The sequence below is a fragment of the Streptomyces sp. ActVer genome (assembly GCF_027270795.1).
GTDB lineage: Bacteria > Actinomycetota > Actinomycetes > Streptomycetales > Streptomycetaceae > Streptomyces > Streptomyces umbrinus_A.
The window spans coordinates 1-18386 of the sequence record NZ_JAPWHT010000076.1; the positions used below are offsets into that span (position 1 = coordinate 1).

Genomic DNA, 18386 nt, shown 5'->3' on the forward strand with positions numbered 1-18386 from the left:
ACCGAACACCCCACGACCACCCAATCGAGACTCCCGTTCGACGGACACCGCTCAAGATCGGAACGACAACAGCTACTCAGGATGCGGCCTGGTGATGTGGGTCAAGGGAGGGGAATCAGGATCGGTCCGGTGCATCGGCCCATAGGCGGGATCAGAGCGTGAAGTGTGATCACCCCGGGGCATCGTGAGTGGCGCGAGGCCGGGGCCGGGGCGGCGCGGGCCGAAGGCAGGAGCGAAGCCCCGAGCCCCGAGCCCGCGCCGGCCCCGTGGGGGCCGGTGGGGCGTGATCAACGCAGCGACGACCGGAAGCCGATAGGGCCAGCGCGACCGGATGCCGAAGGCAAGAGCCCCCCGACCGGTTGGGCTATGGCGCCGTAGGCCGGTGACCGCCGGGGACAGAGGCTGAAGCCCTGGGGGTTCGTGAAGCGTGGGAGAGCTGAGGTTCCCGGGGTGAGCTGTCGAGTCCTGTTATTTCAAGGTGCGCGACGGCTTGGGCTTCGTTGGAGCATGCGGGCCGTTGTCCAGGGATCACCCTCCCCGCCCGAAGGGGCAGGGCTTGAACTCGAACTCGTAGAGAAAGTTGTAACTCAGTGGGGTTCAGGGGCATGTCTTGTCTCGGTTGATGCTTGACGCAGTGGCCTCACCTGATGCTTGACACCGCTTGCCTCGGCTTGGCTGTGTGGCCAGTTCAGCGCATACCTGAGCGCCCTCCAGAGGTCATGCTGGAGGGCGCGCTTGTTGGGTGCCTGGGTCAGATGGCGTCGATCTGCCAGGCGATCATGCCTGTCGATCCCTTGGTGCCGTCGACGTCGATGCGAATCGGCTTGTTTGCGGTGATCCGTTGCTGTACCACCGACTGATCGCATGGCACCGTGGTTTTGGCGCCGGCGCTCCCCGGTGTGAACGCCAATTGCGCGTTGCCGCTGCCGAAGCACACCAGGTTGAGCCTGTAGGTCTTACCCTCGCTCAGGTTGGGTTCGGTGTGGATGCCGTCGGTCACACGCTCGGCACCAGCCTCAACCATCGTCCCGCTGTGGACGGCGGCAAGTGCTGCCTGGGCCTGCTCGGTGAGCTTCTTTTCGGACGACCCGGTTGCCGTCTGAGAGACGCTCGGTGCAGGCGACGAGGAAGAGTTGGCGTTCGTGTCGTCACCGCTGCCGGACGTGCACGAAGCGAGCAGGAACGATGACGCCGCCACAGCGCATCCGGTGAGCCAGGCCCGCGGGCTCGAATATGTCATGACGAAGTTTCCCGGTACTTCCAACCAGTCTCGGACGTGGGCAGTGTCGCCGTGCCGTGGCCGATCTCGATGCCATTGCAACCGTTGCCGCTGGACTTGTACTTCTTCCAATTCACCTTGTAGCCCCACGAACCGTACTGCAAGTGACCGTATTTGTTCTTGCCGATCTCGCGGGTATAGGTGTGTCCGGTGGTGACGGTCACGCTGCCGGTGATCTTGGTGCTGACCTGCGCTTTGGCCTTTGCCACGATTGCGTTGGACGAGAACTCGATCGAGCCCCCGACTTCGAGGGAGATGGTGCCACCCTTGGTCACCGACACGGACATGGTGCCACCCGGACCGTCCTTGTACTTGGTGCCGTTCCACCACGAAGGAATGTGGTACGCCTTCTTCGAGGTGATGCTGTACCACGTCGACGGGCCGTCACACCGACGTGGCGTCCTCTCGTGAACCGGCTGGTCGGTGTCGTCCTCCCAGCCCTGTCTGTCGTTGATGTCCGTCGTCTGGTCAGCAGATATGGCCGTGTCGTCGGCCGGAACTTCCTCAGCGGCAGCAGTGCCCACAGTTCCGAAGCAGAGAAGCAATGCAGCAGTGGCAGCGCCGGTCGAAGCGCGCCGTGAATCGATGCCCATGTGACACCTTTCCGGTGGACCGCCCCCGTGGCGATCGAGCACTTGAACGTTATGCGTAGGGCATGCACGCGACAAGATCTTGATCGTTTTCCTGAGGAGGATTTGAGGAAGGCGTGTCACTATGCAAAATTCACCCAGGGGCAGCACCTGGAGAGCTATCGCCGTGGTGGTTGAAGTCGTGTGCGCAGGATGAGTTCAGCGCCTTGCCGACCCGCAGGAGTCGCTACTCAGGCTTCGTCTGGGATGCGCCACAGGGGAGCGGTGTACTGCTCCGGGCGGCTGCTGATGAGGAGTTGGCGTAGGTCCTCACGCTGGGAGCCGCTGAGGTTCAGGGCTTCGGTGAGGTGGCGGAACGTTGTGTGTGTGACTCCGCGGCGTCGCACCTCGTCCTCGAACTGGTCGAGTTGGGCCAAGACCGTCTGCGGGACCAAGTCCGCGGGTGGCTGGTCCTTGAGCCATGCGGCCTTGTTGCGCTCGTAGTCGATTTCCGAGTAGCCGCAGATTTCCCGGCTGCGGGCCTCGACCTCGTCCAGCGTCTCGGTCGCCAGGATGGCGCGGGCCAGTTGGTTGCGGGTGACGGCGTCGTCCAGGTCGACCTCGTGGACGGTGGGGCCTTCGTCGGTGAGCGCGACGGGTAGGCCAGCGTCTCGGACTTCGCAGGTGCCGCGTACGCCTCGGGCGGTGGCTGCGAGCATGCCGGTGGCCTCGGACGGGTGCCACTCCAGGACCGCGCTGATCGGTTCGACGTCCTTCGCCGTGAGGGTGTGGACGGGAGGGCCGAGCATTCCGCGCAAGTCGTCGAGCGGTAGTTCGCCGTCCAGGCCGGGGCCTGCGACCAGTAGCCGGATGGGTGCGTTGACCTGGCAGCATGCGGCAAGCGTGAGGGCGTCCGCGAGCGGGCTCTTCAGTGTCGGCTCGTCGCCCCGGGCCAGGATGTCGCCCCCCACGTCGAGCAGATCGATCGACTCCGGTGACAAGTGGCCGATCAGCTCTTCGAGTTGGCGTGTGATGCCCTCGGCGCCGTGGTGAGGATCGATCAGCGCGAAGGTGTGCGGGAGCTCTGCCGCAAGCCGGGGGAGCGTGGAGCCCGCTGGAGCGATCGGGCGGGCATCCGCCGGCACTGTCCAGACTGCCGGGGTGAGCTGTTCGAGGCCGGTGAAGTTGTCCGGTCCTCGTGGGCCCGGTACCGGGTCGATTAGGAGGCGGTCCCACGCGTACGTGAGGATCACCGCCTGGTCCTCGTCGCCGTAGAGGGCGGCGTGAAGCATTGCGGCGGCGACTGCGTCGCCCCCTCCTCCTGCTGCGACGATCAACCGCTTCATGCGGCAAGCGTACGGGGTCGAGGGTTGACCACTCACTCTATAGTGGCTAGAGGCCATAGCCACTTGGACGAGGAGGGCGAATGCCTCAGATCGAGGAGGCTCAGCCGAAGTATCTGCAGATCGCGCACTTCATCCGCGATCAGATCCTTCGGGGAGACCTTAGGCCGGGGGACGAGGTGCCCTCTGAGCGCCAGTTGGCGGCGGACTGGAAGGTGTCCCGGCCCACGGCTGCACGGTCGTTGGAAGCGCTGAGTCATCAGGGGCTCGTCGAGAAGCGCCAGGGATCGGGCACGTACGTGCGCAGCCTGGAGGTCAACCGGTGGGCGCGTGAGCTGTACGGCCGGGCCCGGCAGACCGGGAAGATCTACACGCCCGGTGAGTACGCGGTGATCACGTCGGCCGGTTGGCTGGATGCGCCGGATCACGTTGCCGAAGCCTTGGGGCTGGTCAAGGACCGTCGGGCCGTGCACCGGCGACGGGTGACCAACAACCATGACGGGCCGATCACCCTGTCTACCTCGTGGTTCGCCCCTGACGTCGGCCAGCGTGCGCCGAAGCTCCTGGAGCCGGAGCGGATCCAGGAGGGGACGCTCATGTACGTCGAGAACATGACGGGCCGCCAGGGCAGCTATGCCGAGGACCGCATGTGCGCCCGGAGCGCCACCAAAGAGGAGGCATCGGACCTCCAACTGGAGGCCGGTTCAGCCGTTCTGATCGTTCACCACGTCGTCTTCGACCTTCAGGACCGGCCGTTGGAGTTCGCCGAAGCCACCTATCCCCCGCATCGTTGGGCCTTCGAACAGGGCTACCCCCTCACCTGACAGCCCGGCAGTTGCGCCGAACCACTTGCACACTCCAAGTGGCTAATGCCACTATCCACGAAGTGGCTAAGGCCACTTGGACTGGAAGGGGGCACGGAGTGACGAGTCAGCGGCCGGACAAGGGCGCGCGGTTAGCTTGCCGGGGTTCCCGGCGAATGTGCGACTGCGGCGCCCAGAGGCCAGCGAGGCACACGGACGCGGCCTGTTCCTGGTCGACGCCATCGCCGACTCATGGCACTCCGGGCCCAGTCGATTCGGCGGGACCGTGGTCTCCGCCGTGGTGGCTGACGCCTGGCCGTCCAATGAAGGATTCGGCCCCCTCCTGCTGTGAGTGTGCAAGTGGTTTGGTTGAACTGTGTGCTTGGTCAATTTCGCGTGATCCGGCTGTATGACGCTCGCCACGGCACGGTCCCTCTGCTCAGAGCTGCTGGAGTCGTGCCCGCGTTGATATGGCGATCTTGGGTACCCCCAGGTCGCTGGTGACCGCCCTCCTGGATGTCAGACGTGCATGTCAAAGGCCCCCACCTCCGAAAATTCGGAGGTGGGGGCCTTTGACCGTTGTGCCCCCGGCAGGATTCGAACCTGCGACACCCGCTTTAGGAGAGCGGTGCTCTATCCCCTGAGCTACGAAGGCGGGGGCTTGTGGAAAACCTTGTCGAAAACCCAGGCTGCGGATCTTCGACTAGGAGCACAAGCCCGCTGGTCAGACGTGGTGCGACACGCTCTGCACTGCCATCTGAGCAGACAGGGCGACGTACCAACGGCTGACCAGGGACAGCCTAGCGGATGCGCGCCAGCGGCTGTCCTCTGTATGGAGGCAGGAGAGCGGGGAGGCGAGCTGTATTGCCTCTGAGCTGCAGCTTCTGTGACCTGCAGCGGATGATTGGTGGGCGTTGTGGGGGCAGAGGCCAAGGGCGATTGGACCGTTCTGCTCCATGCGTCAGCTTGTGGGGCCACTGGGCGCTGTCTCGTCGGCGTCTGGCACGGCACGTCGTCCCTTGTTCCGGGAGGCCGGGGCTTCTTGCTGTGCGTACAGGCCGGAGCTCACCTTGCCGCTGGTGCGTTAGCTGGGACGTGTTGCGAAGGTAGATCTTGGGCGGGCGATGATCACCGATCGTGGGGCGTGATGTGGCCAACGGGCGGTGGGCTCGGCTGGAGCGGTTGTTGCCGAGTGGCAAGAAGCGGGAATGCCAGGAGACCTGGTCCCGGCGACAATGGACCCAATTCTGCTGCGCCGGACGACGAAGACATGTGTCGATACGTTCGGGCCGCCTGGCTCCGGTAGCGGGTTGATTCTTCCGACTGCCGGAGTGCGTGCAAGGAACCAGTGCGAGAAGAGCTGATCCAAAACGTGAATGACGGAAAATCTGGACGGCCGGACACGGATAACCCTTGCCTTGATCGGCCGCCAAGTGGACTCGCCGTGAACTCTGCACAGCAGCACCCGTTCCTGACGGTCAATCACGGCCAGGACGGTGGACGACATTTTCCTTCGCGGAGCTCTCCTCATGCGTTGAGCGTCCGTCGGAAATTACGCCCACGCCTCCGCTGAGGCGCAGGCGAATGAAGCCGAAAGAAATCACCGGGTCACTGAAGTGCCAACTTCGCTGCTGTCACCGGCGAGTGGTCCAGATGTGCAAGATGTCTCCCATCGGTTCGTGATTCCCGTCGGGGTTCTCGCGGACGCCGGGGCCGGCATTGAAACGAAGCACGGGGCCTCGTTTCCTCAACTCGGCCTTGCCGAGCGCCGCGTGCTGGTCCGGATGTCCGACGACGACGTGCTGGCAACTGTCCGCGATGTGTTGATTACAGTTGCCCACGCCGCTGAGCTTGAGCCCGAATCCGCTGAAGGCATCGCTCGCTGCGTGCGGGCGCCAGACTACGAGAGGCGCGTCGGAGGTGAGGAAGTTCGGCTTCCGGCTGACCTCCAGTCGCCAGTGCCGAGCTCGGAATTACGGGAGGAAGACCTGGACCGACTGCGGCGGCACGGGAAGTACGTCCTTGCCGCCGCAGGGAACCAATCCCCTTGACGGGACCAACAACCCTTTGACTACGTGGCGTTGGGCCACACCCGGCCAACCTGGGTTCAGTATCTCGGTCAAGGCCGGTGTGGTGCGGTCAGGGCTTTGTGGGTCGACGCCAGGATCTTCTCCGACAGTTCTGTTCCCGCCGTGGCCCGGGCAAGCAGGATCGCGCCGACCAGAGTGGCCACCACGGGAAGGCCGTCGTCGGCGTCGGTGGACATCCACGCGGCGAATTCCTGGACTCCAGCCGCGTACGTTTCGCGCACCTCCCCAGCTGTGGACTCGCGAGCCGTGTCCCCCGCGAATCCCGCGGTGGGACAACCGGTGCCGGGCTGGTCACGGTGCTCGGTCGACAGGTAGAAGTCGACGAGGGCGCCGCGCGCGGTGTCGTGATCTCCGTGGGTCGTGTCGAACTCCGCCAGGAGTAGGTCGAGGTCCCCGAAAGCGGCTTGAGCGGCCTCGGCCACCAGGGCCTCTTTTGAGGGGAACTGCTTGTAGAAGCCACCCGTGGTCAGCCCGATGGACTTCATCAGATCGGCGACGCTGATGCCGTTCACGCCGCGCTCCCGGAAGAGTTGGGAGGCCGCGGCGACCGCGCGCCTACGGTTCTCGAGCGCTTGCGCTTGCGAAACGCGACTCATCAGCCACCTGTCCCACGATAGATAGTGAAGTGCATCTATCGTATGTGAAGCGCGGGCGGCCGGCCAAGACAACTTCTTTCGTGCGAATCCTTCTCGCTGCGGCAAGGCGAGAAGGTCGTGGGCCGGCATCCGAACCGGCGGTGACTTCCGCCGTGTGATGCCTCCGTTCCCGGGTGTGGTTGCGAGAAGGCGCCGATGCGAAATCTCGTGGAGCGCATGCGTGGCGACTGAACGGGCCTGTTCGGTCGCCTTTGGTGGCACGTGGGTCCTATGTCTGGGCACCTGAGCCTGTGCGTGGCAAGCCGAGGGGTTGTCGAGGTCGGAGTCCGTGCTGCTCGCCCCCGAGTGGCCGGGGGTGATCCGGCGCCGGTTGGAGGCGGCTCGCGTCGTGCTCGGCGTATGTGCGCTGCGCGGGTCTCCGTAGAGATGTCGTTCGCCGTGTCCGCGCCCGTCGTGAGGGCGGTACATGCAGCCGTCCATGGCGACCGGGCACCCGAGGAGCCGTCAGCCGAACCCGCTCGGCGCCGATCCTGCGGCTCCGTGTGCGTCGAGCGGTCTCCGGTCGCGTGTGGTGGCCGGCGACGCCGGGTCCGTTGACCGGACCGCTTTAGATAGCTATCGTAATCTAAAGCGCGGCCGACGTTCTGGCCCCTGCTCATCCGCTCATCCGTCAGACCAGAAATGAGATCCACCCCATGACCACGCAGAACAAGACCGCCGTCGTCACCGGTGCGTCCGCCGGCCTGGGTACCGCCTACGCACATCGGCTTGCCGACCGGGGTTACGACCTGATCCTGGTGGCCCGGAACACCGCGCGGCTGGAAACGCTCGCGTCGGACATCCGCAGCCGCACGGGCCGCGCGGTGGACGTCGTCACCGCGGACCTCACCGATGCGGCGCAGATCTCCGTGGTCGAGGAGCGTCTGCGGACCGACGAGAGCATCGAGATGCTGGTCAACAACGCCGGCGGTGCGCTGCTCACGCCGCTGACTGCCGCCGACGCGGCGGCCTACGAGGCGTTGATCAACCTCAATGTGACAGCGCTGACCAGGCTGACCATCGCGGTCCTGCCGGGGCTGACGGCCCGCGGGCACGGCACCGTCGTGAACATCTCCTCTGCCATGGCTCTCAACATCCTGCCCGTCAGCGCCGTCTACAGCGGCACCAAGAGCTTCGTGCTGACGTTCACCCAGGCTCTGCAGCAGGAGCTCGCCGAGAGCCCCGTCAGGGTGCAGGCCGTGCTGCCGGGCGCTGTCCGCACGGAGCTCTGGGACGGCTCCGGTGTCGACCTCGCGACATTCCCCGACGAGATCGTCATGAACGTGGACGACGCCGTCGACGCGGCGCTCGTCGGCCTCGACGCCGGGGAGCCCGTCACCATCCTGTCGCTGCCGGAGATCAGCGACTGGGAGTCGTTCGAGAAGGCGCGTCAGGCGCTCGTCCCGAACCTGTCGCTGCGGGTCCCGGCCGATCGCTACCGCGGCTGACCACCGCTCCGACTCCGGTGCGGCAGTCCCTTTGTGACAACGGCACGGACGCTGCCGCACACGACCGATGCGTTTTCCGGCATGGGGAAGACCGACCCACTCGGCGTCTCCCCCTGTGACAAACAGCCAGGGCCCAGCATCGCCATGGCGGCGGTCATGTGCGCGGCGAGCCCGCCCGCACCCTCGACCGCCCCTCCACGCGGTCCGCCTTTCACGGTGGAAGGTCACCAGGCCCGTCCGGCCGGTCACCGCCTACGCGCTACTCGCGCCAGCCCGCCACCGCGCAACTCTCTCCCACCCTTATTCGAGGAAACATCCATGTTGAACGCCCTGTGGAACCCGATCGTCGCCGGGGAGATCTCCCTGCCGCACCGGCTGGCGATGGCCCCCATGACACGGGACCGGTCCACCCCGGAAGGCATACCCACCGAGCTGAACGCCGAGTACTACGCCCAGCGCGCCTCGCACGCCCTCATCATCACCGAGGGCACCCAGCCAAACGCCGACGGCCAGGGCTACCCGCTCACCCCGGGTATCTACTCCGAGGAGCACATCGCCGGCTGGCGCAAGGTCACCGACGCCGTGCACAAGGCCGACGGACGCATCGTCATCCAGCTCATGCACGCCGGACGGATCTCCCACCCCGACAACACCCCCCACCACCGGCAGCCGGTCGCCCCCTCCCCGGTCCAGGCGGCGGGCGACATGTTCACCCCGTCCGGCCCTCAGGAGATGCCGGTACCGCGCGAACTGTCCACCGAGGAGGTCGCCGCCACGGTCGAGGACTTCCGGCGTGCCGCCGCGGCCGCCATCGCGGCAGGCGCCGACGGCGTCGAGATCCACGGCGCCAACGGCTACCTCGTGCACCAGTTCCTCGCCGACAACACCAACCAGCGCACGGACCGCTACGGCGGTTCCGTCGACAACCGCATCCGCTTCGCCGTCGAGGTCGCCACCGCCGTGGCCGACGAGATCGGCGCCGGCCGGACCGGCCTGCGGATCTCCCCCGGCAATCCGTTCAACGACATTGCCGAGAGCGACACCCACGAGCTGTACCCGGCACTCGTGCGTGCCCTCGCCCCGCTCGGCCTCGCCTACCTGCACATCGGTCACGGCGGCGACGACGAACTCCTGCACACCCTGCGCAGGTTGTGGCCGAGCACCATGGTCCTCAACCGGGCCGGCACCGACATCGCCGCCCGCGCGAAGGACGTCGAAGACGGCCTGGCGGACATCGTCACCGTCGGCACCATGGCGCTCGCCAACCCCGACCTGGTCGAGCGCGTACGCACCGGCGCGCCGCTGAACACCCCCGACCCCGCCACCTTCTACGGCGGCGGCGAGGCCGGCTACACCGACTACCCCGCCCTCACCGCCTGACAAATCCCGGCGACACCGGTCCTGGCGGGCCGGTATGCCCAATTGGTCACCTTGGAGGTACCACATGTCTGAGCACGCCGCTGTTGAACTGAGCCCGGAAGCGACCGCCTTCGCGGATTGGCTGGCCGCAGGGCAGAATCCCCCGTCCGAGTTGGACGCGGCACGCATCCAGGCGGAGCAGGTCCATCTCGCGGCCCGGGAGCCGGAAGGCGTCACCTATCGGGAGGTGGACGCGGGTGGCGTGCCGGGAATCTGGTGCGAACCCGTCGGCGCCGACACCGACCACGTCCTCCTGCACAGTCACGCCGGGGGCTCCGTGCTGGCGTCGGCACACGTCGACCGAAAGCTCGCCGGCCATATCGCCAAGGCCGCCGGGGCCCCCGTACTGGTGATCGACTTCCGGCGCGCGCCGGAACACAAGTACCCGGCCCAGGTGGACGACGCGGAGGCGGCCTTCAACTGGCTGCTGTCCGAAGGGTACGAGCCGGGGAACATCATCACGATCGGCCACTCGATCGGCGGGTTCATCGCCGTCGCCCTGGCGCTGCGCCTCCGCGACAAGAAGCAGCCCCTGCCCGGCGCCGTCGTGTCGATCTCCCCCTGGTGCGACCTCGAGATCGCCGACGAGACCATCACGGCCAACGCCGGGACGGACAAGATCCTCAGCAAGGAACTGCTGGAGTTCTTCCGGGAATCCTGGATCGGCGGCACCGGCATCGAGGTCACGGACACCCGGATCAACCTGAACCGGGCGGACCTGAGCGGTCTGCCCCCGACCCTCGTCTCCTGGGGAACGTACGAGGTCCTGGCCGGCGAGGACGAGGAGTTCGCCGCCCGCGTCAAGGACGCCGGAATCGACACGGCGACCGTCGTGGTCCCCGGAGGCCAGCACTCCTACGTCTACGGTGCCGGCCGCATTCCGGAGACCGACGCCGCCATCGCACAGATCGGCGCCTGGGTCCGCGAGAAGGCCAAGATCTGACCGAGAGGGACAGGCACGGCAGTCGCACGATCCGCGCGCCTGCCGGATCGAGACGGTGGACGGACGCCGACATGACCCGCGCTCGCCCGCAGGCCTGCGACGCCCTCGCCCCGGTCCGGCAGCCGACGGCCTGGACGGCCGCCCACGACGGCAGCCTCAGCCACGCGCGCACCGCCGCGCGCGACCGCGAGAGTTTCATGCAGCCGCGCGCCGGCCACCCGCCGGGTGGCCGGACGATGCCGTACACCCTCGACGAGGGGAAGGACCGAGGACCCGATGAGTGCCTTCCACCCCGATCTCGAACAAGGTCGCTTCCTCCCCAATGTGCCGTCCTACGGGTGTCTGTCGTCGCCGCGCATCGTGCGAGGGCCCAAGGCGCACCGCCCGTCTCGCTTCGCGTCTTCCGACCGGCCTGAAGGCAGCGGCTCCGGCGCTGCTCCGGATTCACGGAGGCGGGCTGATCTTCGGCGCACCCGGGCAGAACGACCGTACGAACATCGCCTTCGCCCGCGAGCTCGGCATCACCGTGGCCGCGGTCCGTTGTCGACTGGGTCCTGACCATCCCGCGCCCGTCGCGGTCGAAGACGCTTACGCCGCGCTGCGCGGACTGTATCCCCGCCCTGGCCGACAGGCCGTGCCGCGCTGAGTCCGGCGGCCGTGCTCGGCCACCGTCCGCCAGGGCGCTGTCAGCCCTTCACAGGGTGTGGCCGGGGCGGCGGAGAACGGGGCGCAGGACCTCGATGACGTCCGGGTCGTCCACCGTGGACGGGATGGGTTCGTCGCGGCCGTCGGCGATGCCGCGCATGGTCCTGCGCAGGATCTTTCCCGAGCGGGTCTTGGGCAGGGCGGCCACGACCGTGACGTAGTGCGCGCTCATGACGTGCTCCCTTTCCGGGTGGGGGGTGGCTCGTGGGGCGAGTGGTCATGCGGCGCGGTGGTGGGGTGCCAGGGTGGCGTGGATCTGGTCGCGGATGTCGGCGAGGACGGCTTCGTCGCTGCGGTGCAGGTGCACGGTGGCGGTGGTGCTGATGTGGATGATCGCGGTGATCACCCGCGCCAGCGTTGCCGCGTCGGCGGCGCCGATGTGCTCGTCGCGGGTGAGCAGGCCGGTGACGCCGTCCTCGAGACGGCCGGCAAGGGCCAGGCCTGCTTGCCGGTAGGGCTCGGCCGGGTCGCCGAAGACGAGTTCGTGCAGGTAGGTGCGGCCGTTCTCGATGTGCTCCCGCACGCACTCCACCACGGGACGGATGAGGGCGATGACCGGCTCCAGCGCGCCCTGTCCGGCGGCGGCGTTCGCGGCGGCGAGGCCGGAATCGATGGCGGCGGCGAACTTCTCGTTCTGCACCATGATCAGCAACTCGGCCTTCGTGGACGCGTACAGGTAGAGCGTCCCGATCGCGACATCGGCCCGGCGGGCGACCTGCTGCGTCGTAACCCTGCCGACGCCGTGTTCGACGAACAGCTCGCGGGCTGCGGTCATGATGCGCTCGCGCTTGTCCTGTTTGGCCCTCTCGCGGCGCCCGATCGGCATGTGACCGCTTCCCATGGGGACCTCCCTTGACAATATTTCTGAGTGGACTCATAGTTGAGTGTACTCGGATTGGTCGGGTGAGGCGAGGTTCCGGATGTCGCGCCGGGTTTGCCGATCCAATCTCAAACCCGGATAAATAGGACGAAGACTAGGAGTGGCGCCCCATGAGAGCGTTCGTCGTCACCAAGTACAAGGAGCCGCTGCAGGAGGCGGAAGTCCCCGAGCCCACCGTGGGGGAGCACGACGTGCTGGTCCGGGTGGAGGCCGCCGGGCTGAACCCGCTGGACGAGAAGATCCGCGCCGGTGAGTTCAAGCAGGTCCTGCCCTACAAGCTGCCACTGATCCTGGGCAACGACGTCGCGGGCACCGTCATCGGTGTCGGGACGGCGGTTCGCGGCTTCAAGCCCGGAGACGAGGTCTACGCCCGGCCCGCCCAGGACCGCATCGGCACGTTCGCCGAGCGCATCGCCGTCGCGGAGGGCGACGTGGCGCTCAAGCCCGCCTCGATCAGCATGAATGAGGCCGGCTCGCTGCCGCTGGTGGCGCTCACGGCGTGGCAGGCGCTGGTGGAGCGCGGGAAGGTGCGGCCCGGGCAGAAGGTTCTCATCCACGCAGGCGCCGGCGGGGTCGGTTCGATCGCGATCCAGCTCGCCGCGCACCTCGGTGCGAGCGTCGCCACGACCGCCGGCGCTTCCAACGCGCACTTCGTGCGGGCGCTCGGCGCGGACACGGTGATCGATTACCGCACCCAGGACTTCGAGCAGCTCCTGACCGGCTACGACCTGGTGTTGGACAGCATCGGTGGGGAGACTCTCGAGAAGTCCCTGCGGGTGCTCAAGCCCGGCGGCAAGGCCATCGGGATCGCCGGTCCCCCGGACCCCGCGTTCGCCCGCGAGGCCGGCCTGAACCCGCTGCTGCGCCTGGCGGTCGCAGGTCTGAGCCACAAGATCCGCAAGCAGGCGAAGAAGCTCGGCGTGACGTACGAGTTCCTGCTCATGCGCGCCGGCGGCGACCAGCTCCGCCAGATCACCACCCTCATCGACCAGGGCGTGGTGCGCCCGGTCGTGGGAAAGGTGGTCCGTTTCGACGAGACCCCGCAGGCGCTGCAGTCCCTGTCCCAGGGTGGCATCCGCGGCAAGGCCGTCATCGGCAACAGCTGACCCGCCGCAACCGCGACGGGCGACACGACACAGACCAGGAGAATCCGTCATGAGCAGCACCGACACCCCGAACGAAGCCGTCATCACCTCCTACGCGAAGGCCCCGGCCCGCACCGTCAGCGCCGGCGGCGTCACCTACGCCTACCGCGAGCTGGGACCGAAGGGCGGCATCCCCGTCGTCTTCTTCGTCCACCTCGCCGCGACCCTGGACAACTGGGACCCCCGCATCGTCGACCCCGTCGCGAAGGGCCGTCACGTCATCGCCTTCGACAACCGTGGTGTCGGGGCGTCCACCGGCCAGGTGCCGGACAGTGTCGAGGCGATGGCCGACGACGCCTACACCTTCATCAAGGCGCTCGGGTACGACAAGATCGACGTCTTCTCCTTCTCCCTCGGCGGCATGGTCGCCCAGGCACTGGTGGTGAAGCACCCCGAGCTCGTCCGCAAGCTCGTCCTCACCGGCACCGGGCCCAAGGGCGGCAAGGACATCGACAAGGTCGCCGGAACCACCTACCGGGACATCCTGCGCGCCACCTTGACCCGCTCGGACCCCAAGGAATTCCTGTTCTTCAACCGCAACGCCACCGGTAAGCCCGCCGCGCGCGCGTTCGTCAACCGGCTCAAGGAGCGCACCGTCGACCGCGACGCGGACATCAAGGTCAAGGCGTTCCAGACGCAGCTGAAGGCGATCAAGAAGTGGGGGCGCTCCGCTCCCGACGACCTGTCGACGATCACTCAGCCCACCCTGATCGCCAACGGCGACAACGACCGCATGGTGCCCTCGGTCCTGTCGGAGGACCTGCACCGGCGCATCAAGGACAGCAAGGTGATCATCTACCCCGACTCCGGGCACGGCGGCATCTTCCAGTACCACGACGAGTTCGCCCCCGTGGCGGTCGAGTTCCTCGCCCGATGACCACCGCCTGGCCAGGAAGAGAAGGGCAACATCATGAGTACGTCACCGGCCGTCGCACCCCTTGAAGTGAAGAAGCACCTCACCTCCTCGATCCTGCTGTGGGTGCGCACCGACCAGCCCCGCCAGACCGGCATGGACCACTGGAAGGGCCCGCACTCAGGGATCATCTCCGCCACCCCGGGCCTGGAGGAGTACCGGCAGATCCACCTCGCCGAGCACAACCCGGGCCGGTGGCCGGCCACCGACGGGGTCCAGACCGCGATCCCCGCCGACCGGAAGATCGACGGCGTCGCGGAAGTCACCTTCCAGTCGGCGCTCGCACCCCTGAAAGGGCGCAAGCAGACGAAGCTGGCCTACGCCGACGAGATCAACGTGTTCCGCCGCACCCTGCTCTACGCCGGCCCGCCGAACTCATCCCGCTGGTACGACGTCGCAGGCCCCGGAGAGACTGTCGGTGCCCGCACTCTCGTCTACCTGCGCCGCAGGGACGGCGTCGGAGCCGGCGCCTTCCGGAAGTTCGTCAACGAGCAGCTCGCTCCCGCGCTCGCCGGCACCAGAGTGCTGAAGGAACTGCGCACGCAGACGTTCCTGCCCTGGATCGAAAAGCTCTGGGACACCCCGGACGTCGCCCACGACAACCCTCACGACCAGCGCTTTCATGCCTCGGTCAGCCTCGGTTTCACCGACACCGCGGCACGGGACGCCTTCTTCGCCGGCCCCGTGATCCAGGACCTGTCCGACCGGCCGGCACCGCAGGTCTCCGCGATCCACGCCTACGACGTCACTGCCGCCCTCACCTACGTCAAGAACGGCGAGATCCTCCCGCACTACGAGGAGTGAGCGGCGCGGGCTCTGCTCGGCAACTCATCCGCGCCACGCTTCCCGGCCCTCCTCGCGCCCCCGTCGCCGTCCGACACCCGTCACGCATCCGTATCCGGAGCCAGCCATGAGCGAGCACAGCACCATCCAATACGAGCGCACCTCACCGCAGATCGCGAAGATCACCTTCGCCAACCCGCCCGTCAACCTCATCGCCGGCGAGACCGTCCTGCGCCTCATCGAGATCGTCGGGGAACTGGCCACCGACCCGGACATCCAGGTCGTGCTGTTCGACAGCGCCACCCCCGACTTCTTCTACAACCACTTCGACCTGGCCGCCGCCGCCGACTTCCCCGCCCCCGAGGACCCGGACGCGGTGCCGGCATGGACGAATCTGGTCCTGGAACTCTCCAGGGCGCCGTACATCACCATCGCGGCCATCCGGGGACGCACCCGCGGCGGCGGGAACGAGCTCGCCCTCGCCCTCGATCTGCGCTACGCAAGTCGTGAGAAGGCGATCTTCGGACAGCCCGAGGTCGGCAGCGGACTGCTGCCCGGCGGTGGCGGCACCGAACGCCTCCCTCGCGCCATCGGACGCGACCGCGCCCTGGAAGCCATCCTCACCAGCGACGACTACGACGCCGACACCGCCGAGCGCTGGGGCTGGGTCACCCGCGCCCTCCCCGACAGCGAACTCGACGCCTTCGTCGGCACCGTCGCCGCCCGGCTCGCCTCCTTCGACCGCACTTCACTCGCCTCGGCCAAAGCCCAGATCAACCGGGCATCCCTGCCCCCGGACGCGGACCTGGTCGCCGCGTACGGCGAGTTCACCCGCTCCCTCACCCTCCCCGGTTTCCTCACCCGGGCCGCAGACACGCAGGCCGTCGCCGAACAGGCCGGCATCGACTTCGAACACCGTCTCGGGCACCACATCGGCGTCGCCAACCAGCAACGCTGACACCCGGCAGCAAGCGAGCAGGTACGCACCGGATGCCGCGGCCGTTCTCGTTCTGTCGCGAGTCCGACCTGGGTCGTCTTCGTACGCGTGCTCGACGGGGGAGGGGAACCATGACGCGAAGCCCGGTCACCGCCGAGGACGACCGACGGATCGGCGCCGCCGCGGACGCGGTCGTGTTCGACGTCTTCCGTACCGTGGCTGGCCGGCGCCCCGGTATCGCCGGAGAATTCGAGCGCGTCGGGTCACGGGCCGACTGGCCAGGGCTCACCACCCAGTGGGCGCGGCCTGTACGCCGACAGGGCTGCGGGTGGTGTCGGGGAAGTGCCCTGGTCAAACCCCATGGATCACGCGGTCCCGACGTCAGGAGATCACATCGGGACCGAAGAACAAGCTCAGGCGTTCGTGCCGCGCAGGTCCGGGTAGAGCGCCTCGACCGGGCCGCTCAGAGCCGCCTTGACCCCCTGGGTCAACTCGTCGGCCAGGACCTCGTACTCGCCGGCCTCGGCCGCGTCGTAGACCGTCGTCACCAGCTGCGTCGGCAGCATCTTGGGTCCGTCGGCGTGCGCGGCCATCCGGGTGTCTACGTAGCCCATGTGCACACCCGTCACGTGGACGCCCATGGGTGCGAACTCGATACGCAGCGAGTTGGTGGCCGACCACAGTGCGGCCTTGGACGCGCTGTAGGCGCCGCCGAAGGCGTACCAGCTGGCAACGGAGTGCACGTCGATGAGGATGGCCCCCTTCTTGGCCGCGAGGACCGGTGCGAAGGCGCGGGCAAGGAGGACCGGTCCGAAGAAGTTCGTCTCCATGTTCGCCCGGATGTCCGCCTCGGAGACGTCCAGCAGACTCGCGCTCGGCGGGGTGGCGCCCGCGTTGTTGACGAGCACGGTGACGTCCGCCGCGGCGGAGACGGCCCCGGTGATCGACGCGCGGTCGGTGACGTCGAGCGCCAGGGGGACGATGCGCTCGTCGTTCCAGGCGCGGGGGGTACGGGCGGTGGCGTAGACCTTGGCGGCGCCGCGAGCCAGGGCCTCGTGGACGAAGTGGGTGCCGATACCGCCATTGGCGCCGGTGACGAGGACGACTGCTCCATCGAGGGAGGGCATGGGTGTTCCTTCGTTTCAGGGGGATGTGAGGTGCGTGGCTCTGCACGGATGGACCAATGACTCCGCGCCCTGCCGTGGGAGAATGAGCGCGGCCGTATTCGAGCGCACGCGGTAGCGAGTGTAATCATAACTGACTACAGTCAGAATCTACTCCTGGAGGACACCGTCATGTCTGTCGCCCCCCGGCCGGTCGGACGGCGCGAGCGGAACAAACAGGAGAAGTTCGACCGCATCGTCGCCGCCGCCACTGAGCTGTTCGCCGAACACGGCATCGATGAGGTCACGACCCAGCAGATCGCCGACAAGGCCGACATCGGCACCGGGACCCTGTTCCTCTACGCCAAGACCAAGGGCGAACTCCTCCTGCTCGTGCAGAACGCCAAGTACGCCGAAGCGCTCGAGCAGGGCCGGGCGGACGCCGAGGCCGTCCCGGGCGTGCTGGACGCGGTGCTGGCGATCGTCCGGCCGATCGTGGAGTGCAACCGCACCCAGGTCGACAACGGACGCACCTACCTGCGAGAGATGGTCTTCGGCGACCCCGAGGAGCCCCGGCACGGCGCGGCACTCGCCATCGTCGCGCAGGCCGAGGAGGCCATCGCCGCCGCGCTGCGCCGCGACGAGCGGGTCACGGAGGGCGACGCCGCGACGCTGGCGCACATCGTGTCGGCCGTGATGTTCCTCAGCACGGCGGCGAGCGTGAACGTCGGCCTGAGCGTCGAGGAGATCGTGCAGGACATCCGGAGGCAGGTCGAGGTCCTGCTGCCTCGCTGAAGCGCGGCCGGCCTCAGGCCGTGCCGGTGGCGACTTGCCTCCGGCCCGGGCGCCGGAGGCAAGTGTCCGGCAGTGGCTGCGGTGTGATCGCGAGCTGGTCCGATCGCGGTCGTGGAGCACGGCCAGAGCGTCGTGGTCACCGGTGAGCCGAAAGGGCCCGCACCGGGACCTCGCCGGAGCGCTGCCGACGGAAGGGCGGAGTCGGCCAGGCCTTGCTTCCGCTCCGGTGGCACTCAGGACGGGCGTAGCGGGAGGGAGTTGAAGGCGTGGTCCGTCCAGATGCGGAGGGTGGTTTCGGCCGGATAGGGGGTACCGCCGGGGTCGGTGTCGATGCGCCGGGTGAGACGCTGCTCGGTGCCGCACTCGGGCCGGCCGGGGTTGCCGGTGGTGGCGAAGGCCGCCCACGCGGAGCGCACCCACTGCGACAGGGCCACCACGTCGGCGGGTGGCTGCTCACCCGATCGGGAGGGCGCTGAGGGCTGTGGGCTGAGGTCAGGCTGCCGAAGACCAGTCCGAAGTCCGGCCCGGGCAGGCGCCGAATGCGCCGCTCATCGCTGGGGCCGGCCAGGTCGGTCGGTAGAGGGAGGACCGGCGTC

19 protein-coding genes, 1 tRNA gene and 1 pseudogene are annotated in these 18386 nt (G+C 67.8%); 12 read left to right on the forward strand and 9 right to left on the reverse strand.

Annotated elements, in window-relative coordinates:
• Window positions 1-751 precede the first annotated feature (751 nt).
• The 3 genes from O3Q52_RS15200 to O3Q52_RS15210 form a co-directional block, all read right to left on the reverse strand.
• On the reverse strand, window positions 752-1240 hold the full coding sequence (locus O3Q52_RS15200) for a hypothetical protein (protein ID WP_269649314.1): 489 nt from the start codon (window positions 1238-1240) through the stop codon (window positions 752-754).
• Window positions 1237-1872: a hypothetical protein gene (locus tag O3Q52_RS15205; RefSeq protein WP_266759944.1), complete on the reverse strand. Its 636-nt coding sequence runs from the start codon at window positions 1870-1872 to the stop codon at window positions 1237-1239. The genes O3Q52_RS15200 and O3Q52_RS15205 overlap by 4 nt, the downstream gene beginning before the upstream one ends.
• Window positions 1873-2099: 227 nt before the next feature.
• The gene (locus O3Q52_RS15210; protein WP_269649315.1) at window positions 2100-3194 is read right to left on the reverse strand and encodes a DUF1152 domain-containing protein; all 1095 of its coding nucleotides are present in this window, start codon (window positions 3192-3194) and stop codon (window positions 2100-2102) included.
• Between the two features lie 80 nt (window positions 3195-3274).
• On the opposite strand from O3Q52_RS15210, the gene O3Q52_RS15215 reads away from it, so the two are divergent.
• Together O3Q52_RS15215 and O3Q52_RS15220 are read left to right on the forward strand one after the other, a co-directional pair.
• Entirely contained in the window at window positions 3275-4015 is a 741-nt protein-coding gene (locus O3Q52_RS15215) for a GntR family transcriptional regulator (RefSeq protein ID WP_269649316.1), read from the forward strand.
• Between the two features lie 139 nt (window positions 4016-4154).
• A pseudogene (locus O3Q52_RS15220) lies at window positions 4155-4346 on the forward strand (hypothetical protein); the annotation flags it as partial.
• Window positions 4347-4576: 230 nt separating this feature from the next.
• Here the strand turns inward: O3Q52_RS15220 and O3Q52_RS15225 are convergent.
• Window positions 4577-4649 (reverse strand) — tRNA-Arg (locus O3Q52_RS15225).
• A gap of 1024 nt (window positions 4650-5673) precedes the next feature.
• On the opposite strand from O3Q52_RS15225, the gene O3Q52_RS15230 reads away from it, so the two are divergent.
• Window positions 5674-6045 carry a hypothetical protein gene (locus O3Q52_RS15230; protein ID WP_269649317.1) on the forward strand — a complete coding sequence of 124 codons (372 nt, stop codon included), beginning with the start codon at window positions 5674-5676 and terminating at the stop codon, window positions 6043-6045.
• Between the two features lie 68 nt (window positions 6046-6113).
• Here O3Q52_RS15230 and O3Q52_RS15235 read toward each other — a convergent pair whose 3' ends face one another.
• A complete protein-coding gene (locus tag O3Q52_RS15235; RefSeq protein WP_269649318.1) occupies window positions 6114-6680 on the reverse strand; it encodes a TetR/AcrR family transcriptional regulator in 567 nt (188 codons plus the stop codon).
• Window positions 6681-7375: 695 nt separating this feature from the next.
• On the opposite strand from O3Q52_RS15235, the gene O3Q52_RS15240 reads away from it, so the two are divergent.
• The 4 genes from O3Q52_RS15240 to O3Q52_RS54380 all read left to right on the forward strand — a co-directional run bounded on the left by O3Q52_RS15240 (window position 7376) and on the right by O3Q52_RS54380 (window position 11175).
• Complete coding sequence (locus O3Q52_RS15240; protein ID WP_269649319.1) at window positions 7376-8167, forward strand: SDR family oxidoreductase; 792 nt, start codon at window positions 7376-7378, stop codon at window positions 8165-8167.
• A gap of 318 nt (window positions 8168-8485) precedes the next feature.
• Complete coding sequence (locus tag O3Q52_RS15245) at window positions 8486-9547, forward strand: alkene reductase (RefSeq protein ID WP_269649320.1); 1062 nt, start codon at window positions 8486-8488, stop codon at window positions 9545-9547.
• Window positions 9548-9611: 64 nt separating this feature from the next.
• Entirely contained in the window at window positions 9612-10529 is a 918-nt protein-coding gene (locus O3Q52_RS15250; protein WP_269649321.1) for an alpha/beta hydrolase, read from the forward strand.
• A gap of 322 nt (window positions 10530-10851) precedes the next feature.
• Entirely contained in the window at window positions 10852-11175 is a 324-nt protein-coding gene (locus tag O3Q52_RS54380; RefSeq protein ID WP_369124164.1) for an alpha/beta hydrolase, read from the forward strand.
• 48 nt (window positions 11176-11223) lie between these two features.
• On the opposite strand, the gene O3Q52_RS15255 is transcribed toward O3Q52_RS54380, so the two are convergent.
• Entirely contained in the window at window positions 11224-11406 is a 183-nt protein-coding gene (locus O3Q52_RS15255) for a hypothetical protein (protein WP_269649341.1), read from the reverse strand.
• Window positions 11407-11451: 45 nt separating this feature from the next.
• The gene (locus O3Q52_RS15260; protein WP_269649322.1) at window positions 11452-12075 is read right to left on the reverse strand and encodes a TetR/AcrR family transcriptional regulator; all 624 of its coding nucleotides are present in this window, start codon (window positions 12073-12075) and stop codon (window positions 11452-11454) included.
• Between the two features lie 149 nt (window positions 12076-12224).
• Between O3Q52_RS15260 and O3Q52_RS15265 the strand changes: the two genes are divergently transcribed.
• The 4 genes from O3Q52_RS15265 (at window position 12225) to O3Q52_RS15280 (ending at window position 15913) form a co-directional block, all read left to right on the forward strand.
• A complete protein-coding gene (locus tag O3Q52_RS15265) occupies window positions 12225-13220 on the forward strand; it encodes an NADP-dependent oxidoreductase (protein ID WP_269649323.1) in 996 nt (331 codons plus the stop codon).
• Window positions 13221-13269: 49 nt separating this feature from the next.
• Window positions 13270-14136 (forward strand): alpha/beta fold hydrolase, encoded by an 867-nt coding sequence (locus O3Q52_RS15270; RefSeq protein ID WP_269649324.1) that lies wholly within the window; start codon window positions 13270-13272, stop codon window positions 14134-14136.
• A 33-nt stretch (window positions 14137-14169) separates the two neighbouring features.
• Entirely contained in the window at window positions 14170-14976 is an 807-nt protein-coding gene (locus O3Q52_RS15275; RefSeq protein ID WP_269649325.1) for a strictosidine synthase, read from the forward strand.
• A gap of 106 nt (window positions 14977-15082) precedes the next feature.
• On the forward strand, window positions 15083-15913 hold the full coding sequence (locus tag O3Q52_RS15280; protein ID WP_269649326.1) for an enoyl-CoA hydratase/isomerase family protein: 831 nt from the start codon (window positions 15083-15085) through the stop codon (window positions 15911-15913).
• Window positions 15914-16305: 392 nt separating this feature from the next.
• On the opposite strand, the gene O3Q52_RS15285 is transcribed toward O3Q52_RS15280, so the two are convergent.
• Complete coding sequence (locus O3Q52_RS15285) at window positions 16306-17019, reverse strand: SDR family oxidoreductase (protein WP_269649327.1); 714 nt, start codon at window positions 17017-17019, stop codon at window positions 16306-16308.
• 168 nt (window positions 17020-17187) lie between these two features.
• On the opposite strand from O3Q52_RS15285, the gene O3Q52_RS15290 reads away from it, so the two are divergent.
• A complete protein-coding gene (locus tag O3Q52_RS15290; RefSeq protein WP_269649328.1) occupies window positions 17188-17790 on the forward strand; it encodes a TetR/AcrR family transcriptional regulator in 603 nt (200 codons plus the stop codon).
• A gap of 233 nt (window positions 17791-18023) precedes the next feature.
• On the opposite strand, the gene O3Q52_RS15295 is transcribed toward O3Q52_RS15290, so the two are convergent.
• Window positions 18024-18227 (reverse strand): hypothetical protein, encoded by a 204-nt coding sequence (locus tag O3Q52_RS15295; RefSeq protein ID WP_269649329.1) that lies wholly within the window; start codon window positions 18225-18227, stop codon window positions 18024-18026.
• Window positions 18228-18386: the final 159 nt, after the last annotated feature.

What these genes read in the sequence shown, in the direction of transcription:
- O3Q52_RS15275 (WP_269649325.1), top strand. Translation starts at nt 14,170, where the DNA reads ATGAGTACGTCACCGGCCGTCGCACCCCTTGAAGTGAAGAAGCACCTC.
- O3Q52_RS15255 (WP_269649341.1), bottom strand. Translation starts at nt 11,406, where the DNA reads ATGAGCGCGCACTACGTCACGGTCGTGGCCGCCCTGCCCAAGACCCGC.
- O3Q52_RS15245 (WP_269649320.1), top strand. Translation starts at nt 8,486, where the DNA reads ATGTTGAACGCCCTGTGGAACCCGATCGTCGCCGGGGAGATCTCCCTG.
- O3Q52_RS15260 (WP_269649322.1), bottom strand. Translation starts at nt 12,075, where the DNA reads ATGGGAAGCGGTCACATGCCGATCGGGCGCCGCGAGAGGGCCAAACAG.
- O3Q52_RS15285 (WP_269649327.1), bottom strand. Translation starts at nt 17,019, where the DNA reads ATGCCCTCCCTCGATGGAGCAGTCGTCCTCGTCACCGGCGCCAATGGC.
- O3Q52_RS15270 (WP_269649324.1), top strand. Translation starts at nt 13,270, where the DNA reads ATGAGCAGCACCGACACCCCGAACGAAGCCGTCATCACCTCCTACGCG.
- O3Q52_RS15210 (WP_269649315.1), bottom strand. Translation starts at nt 3,194, where the DNA reads ATGAAGCGGTTGATCGTCGCAGCAGGAGGAGGGGGCGACGCAGTCGCC.
- O3Q52_RS15250 (WP_269649321.1), top strand. Translation starts at nt 9,612, where the DNA reads ATGTCTGAGCACGCCGCTGTTGAACTGAGCCCGGAAGCGACCGCCTTC.
- O3Q52_RS15265 (WP_269649323.1), top strand. Translation starts at nt 12,225, where the DNA reads ATGAGAGCGTTCGTCGTCACCAAGTACAAGGAGCCGCTGCAGGAGGCG.
- O3Q52_RS15240 (WP_269649319.1), top strand. Translation starts at nt 7,376, where the DNA reads ATGACCACGCAGAACAAGACCGCCGTCGTCACCGGTGCGTCCGCCGGC.
- O3Q52_RS15205 (WP_266759944.1), bottom strand. Translation starts at nt 1,872, where the DNA reads ATGGGCATCGATTCACGGCGCGCTTCGACCGGCGCTGCCACTGCTGCA.
- O3Q52_RS15235 (WP_269649318.1), bottom strand. Translation starts at nt 6,680, where the DNA reads ATGAGTCGCGTTTCGCAAGCGCAAGCGCTCGAGAACCGTAGGCGCGCG.
- O3Q52_RS54380 (WP_369124164.1), top strand. Translation starts at nt 10,852, where the DNA reads ATGTGCCGTCCTACGGGTGTCTGTCGTCGCCGCGCATCGTGCGAGGGC.
- O3Q52_RS15290 (WP_269649328.1), top strand. Translation starts at nt 17,188, where the DNA reads ATGTCTGTCGCCCCCCGGCCGGTCGGACGGCGCGAGCGGAACAAACAG.
- O3Q52_RS15200 (WP_269649314.1), bottom strand. Translation starts at nt 1,240, where the DNA reads ATGACATATTCGAGCCCGCGGGCCTGGCTCACCGGATGCGCTGTGGCG.
- O3Q52_RS15280 (WP_269649326.1), top strand. Translation starts at nt 15,083, where the DNA reads ATGAGCGAGCACAGCACCATCCAATACGAGCGCACCTCACCGCAGATC.
- O3Q52_RS15215 (WP_269649316.1), top strand. Translation starts at nt 3,275, where the DNA reads ATGCCTCAGATCGAGGAGGCTCAGCCGAAGTATCTGCAGATCGCGCAC.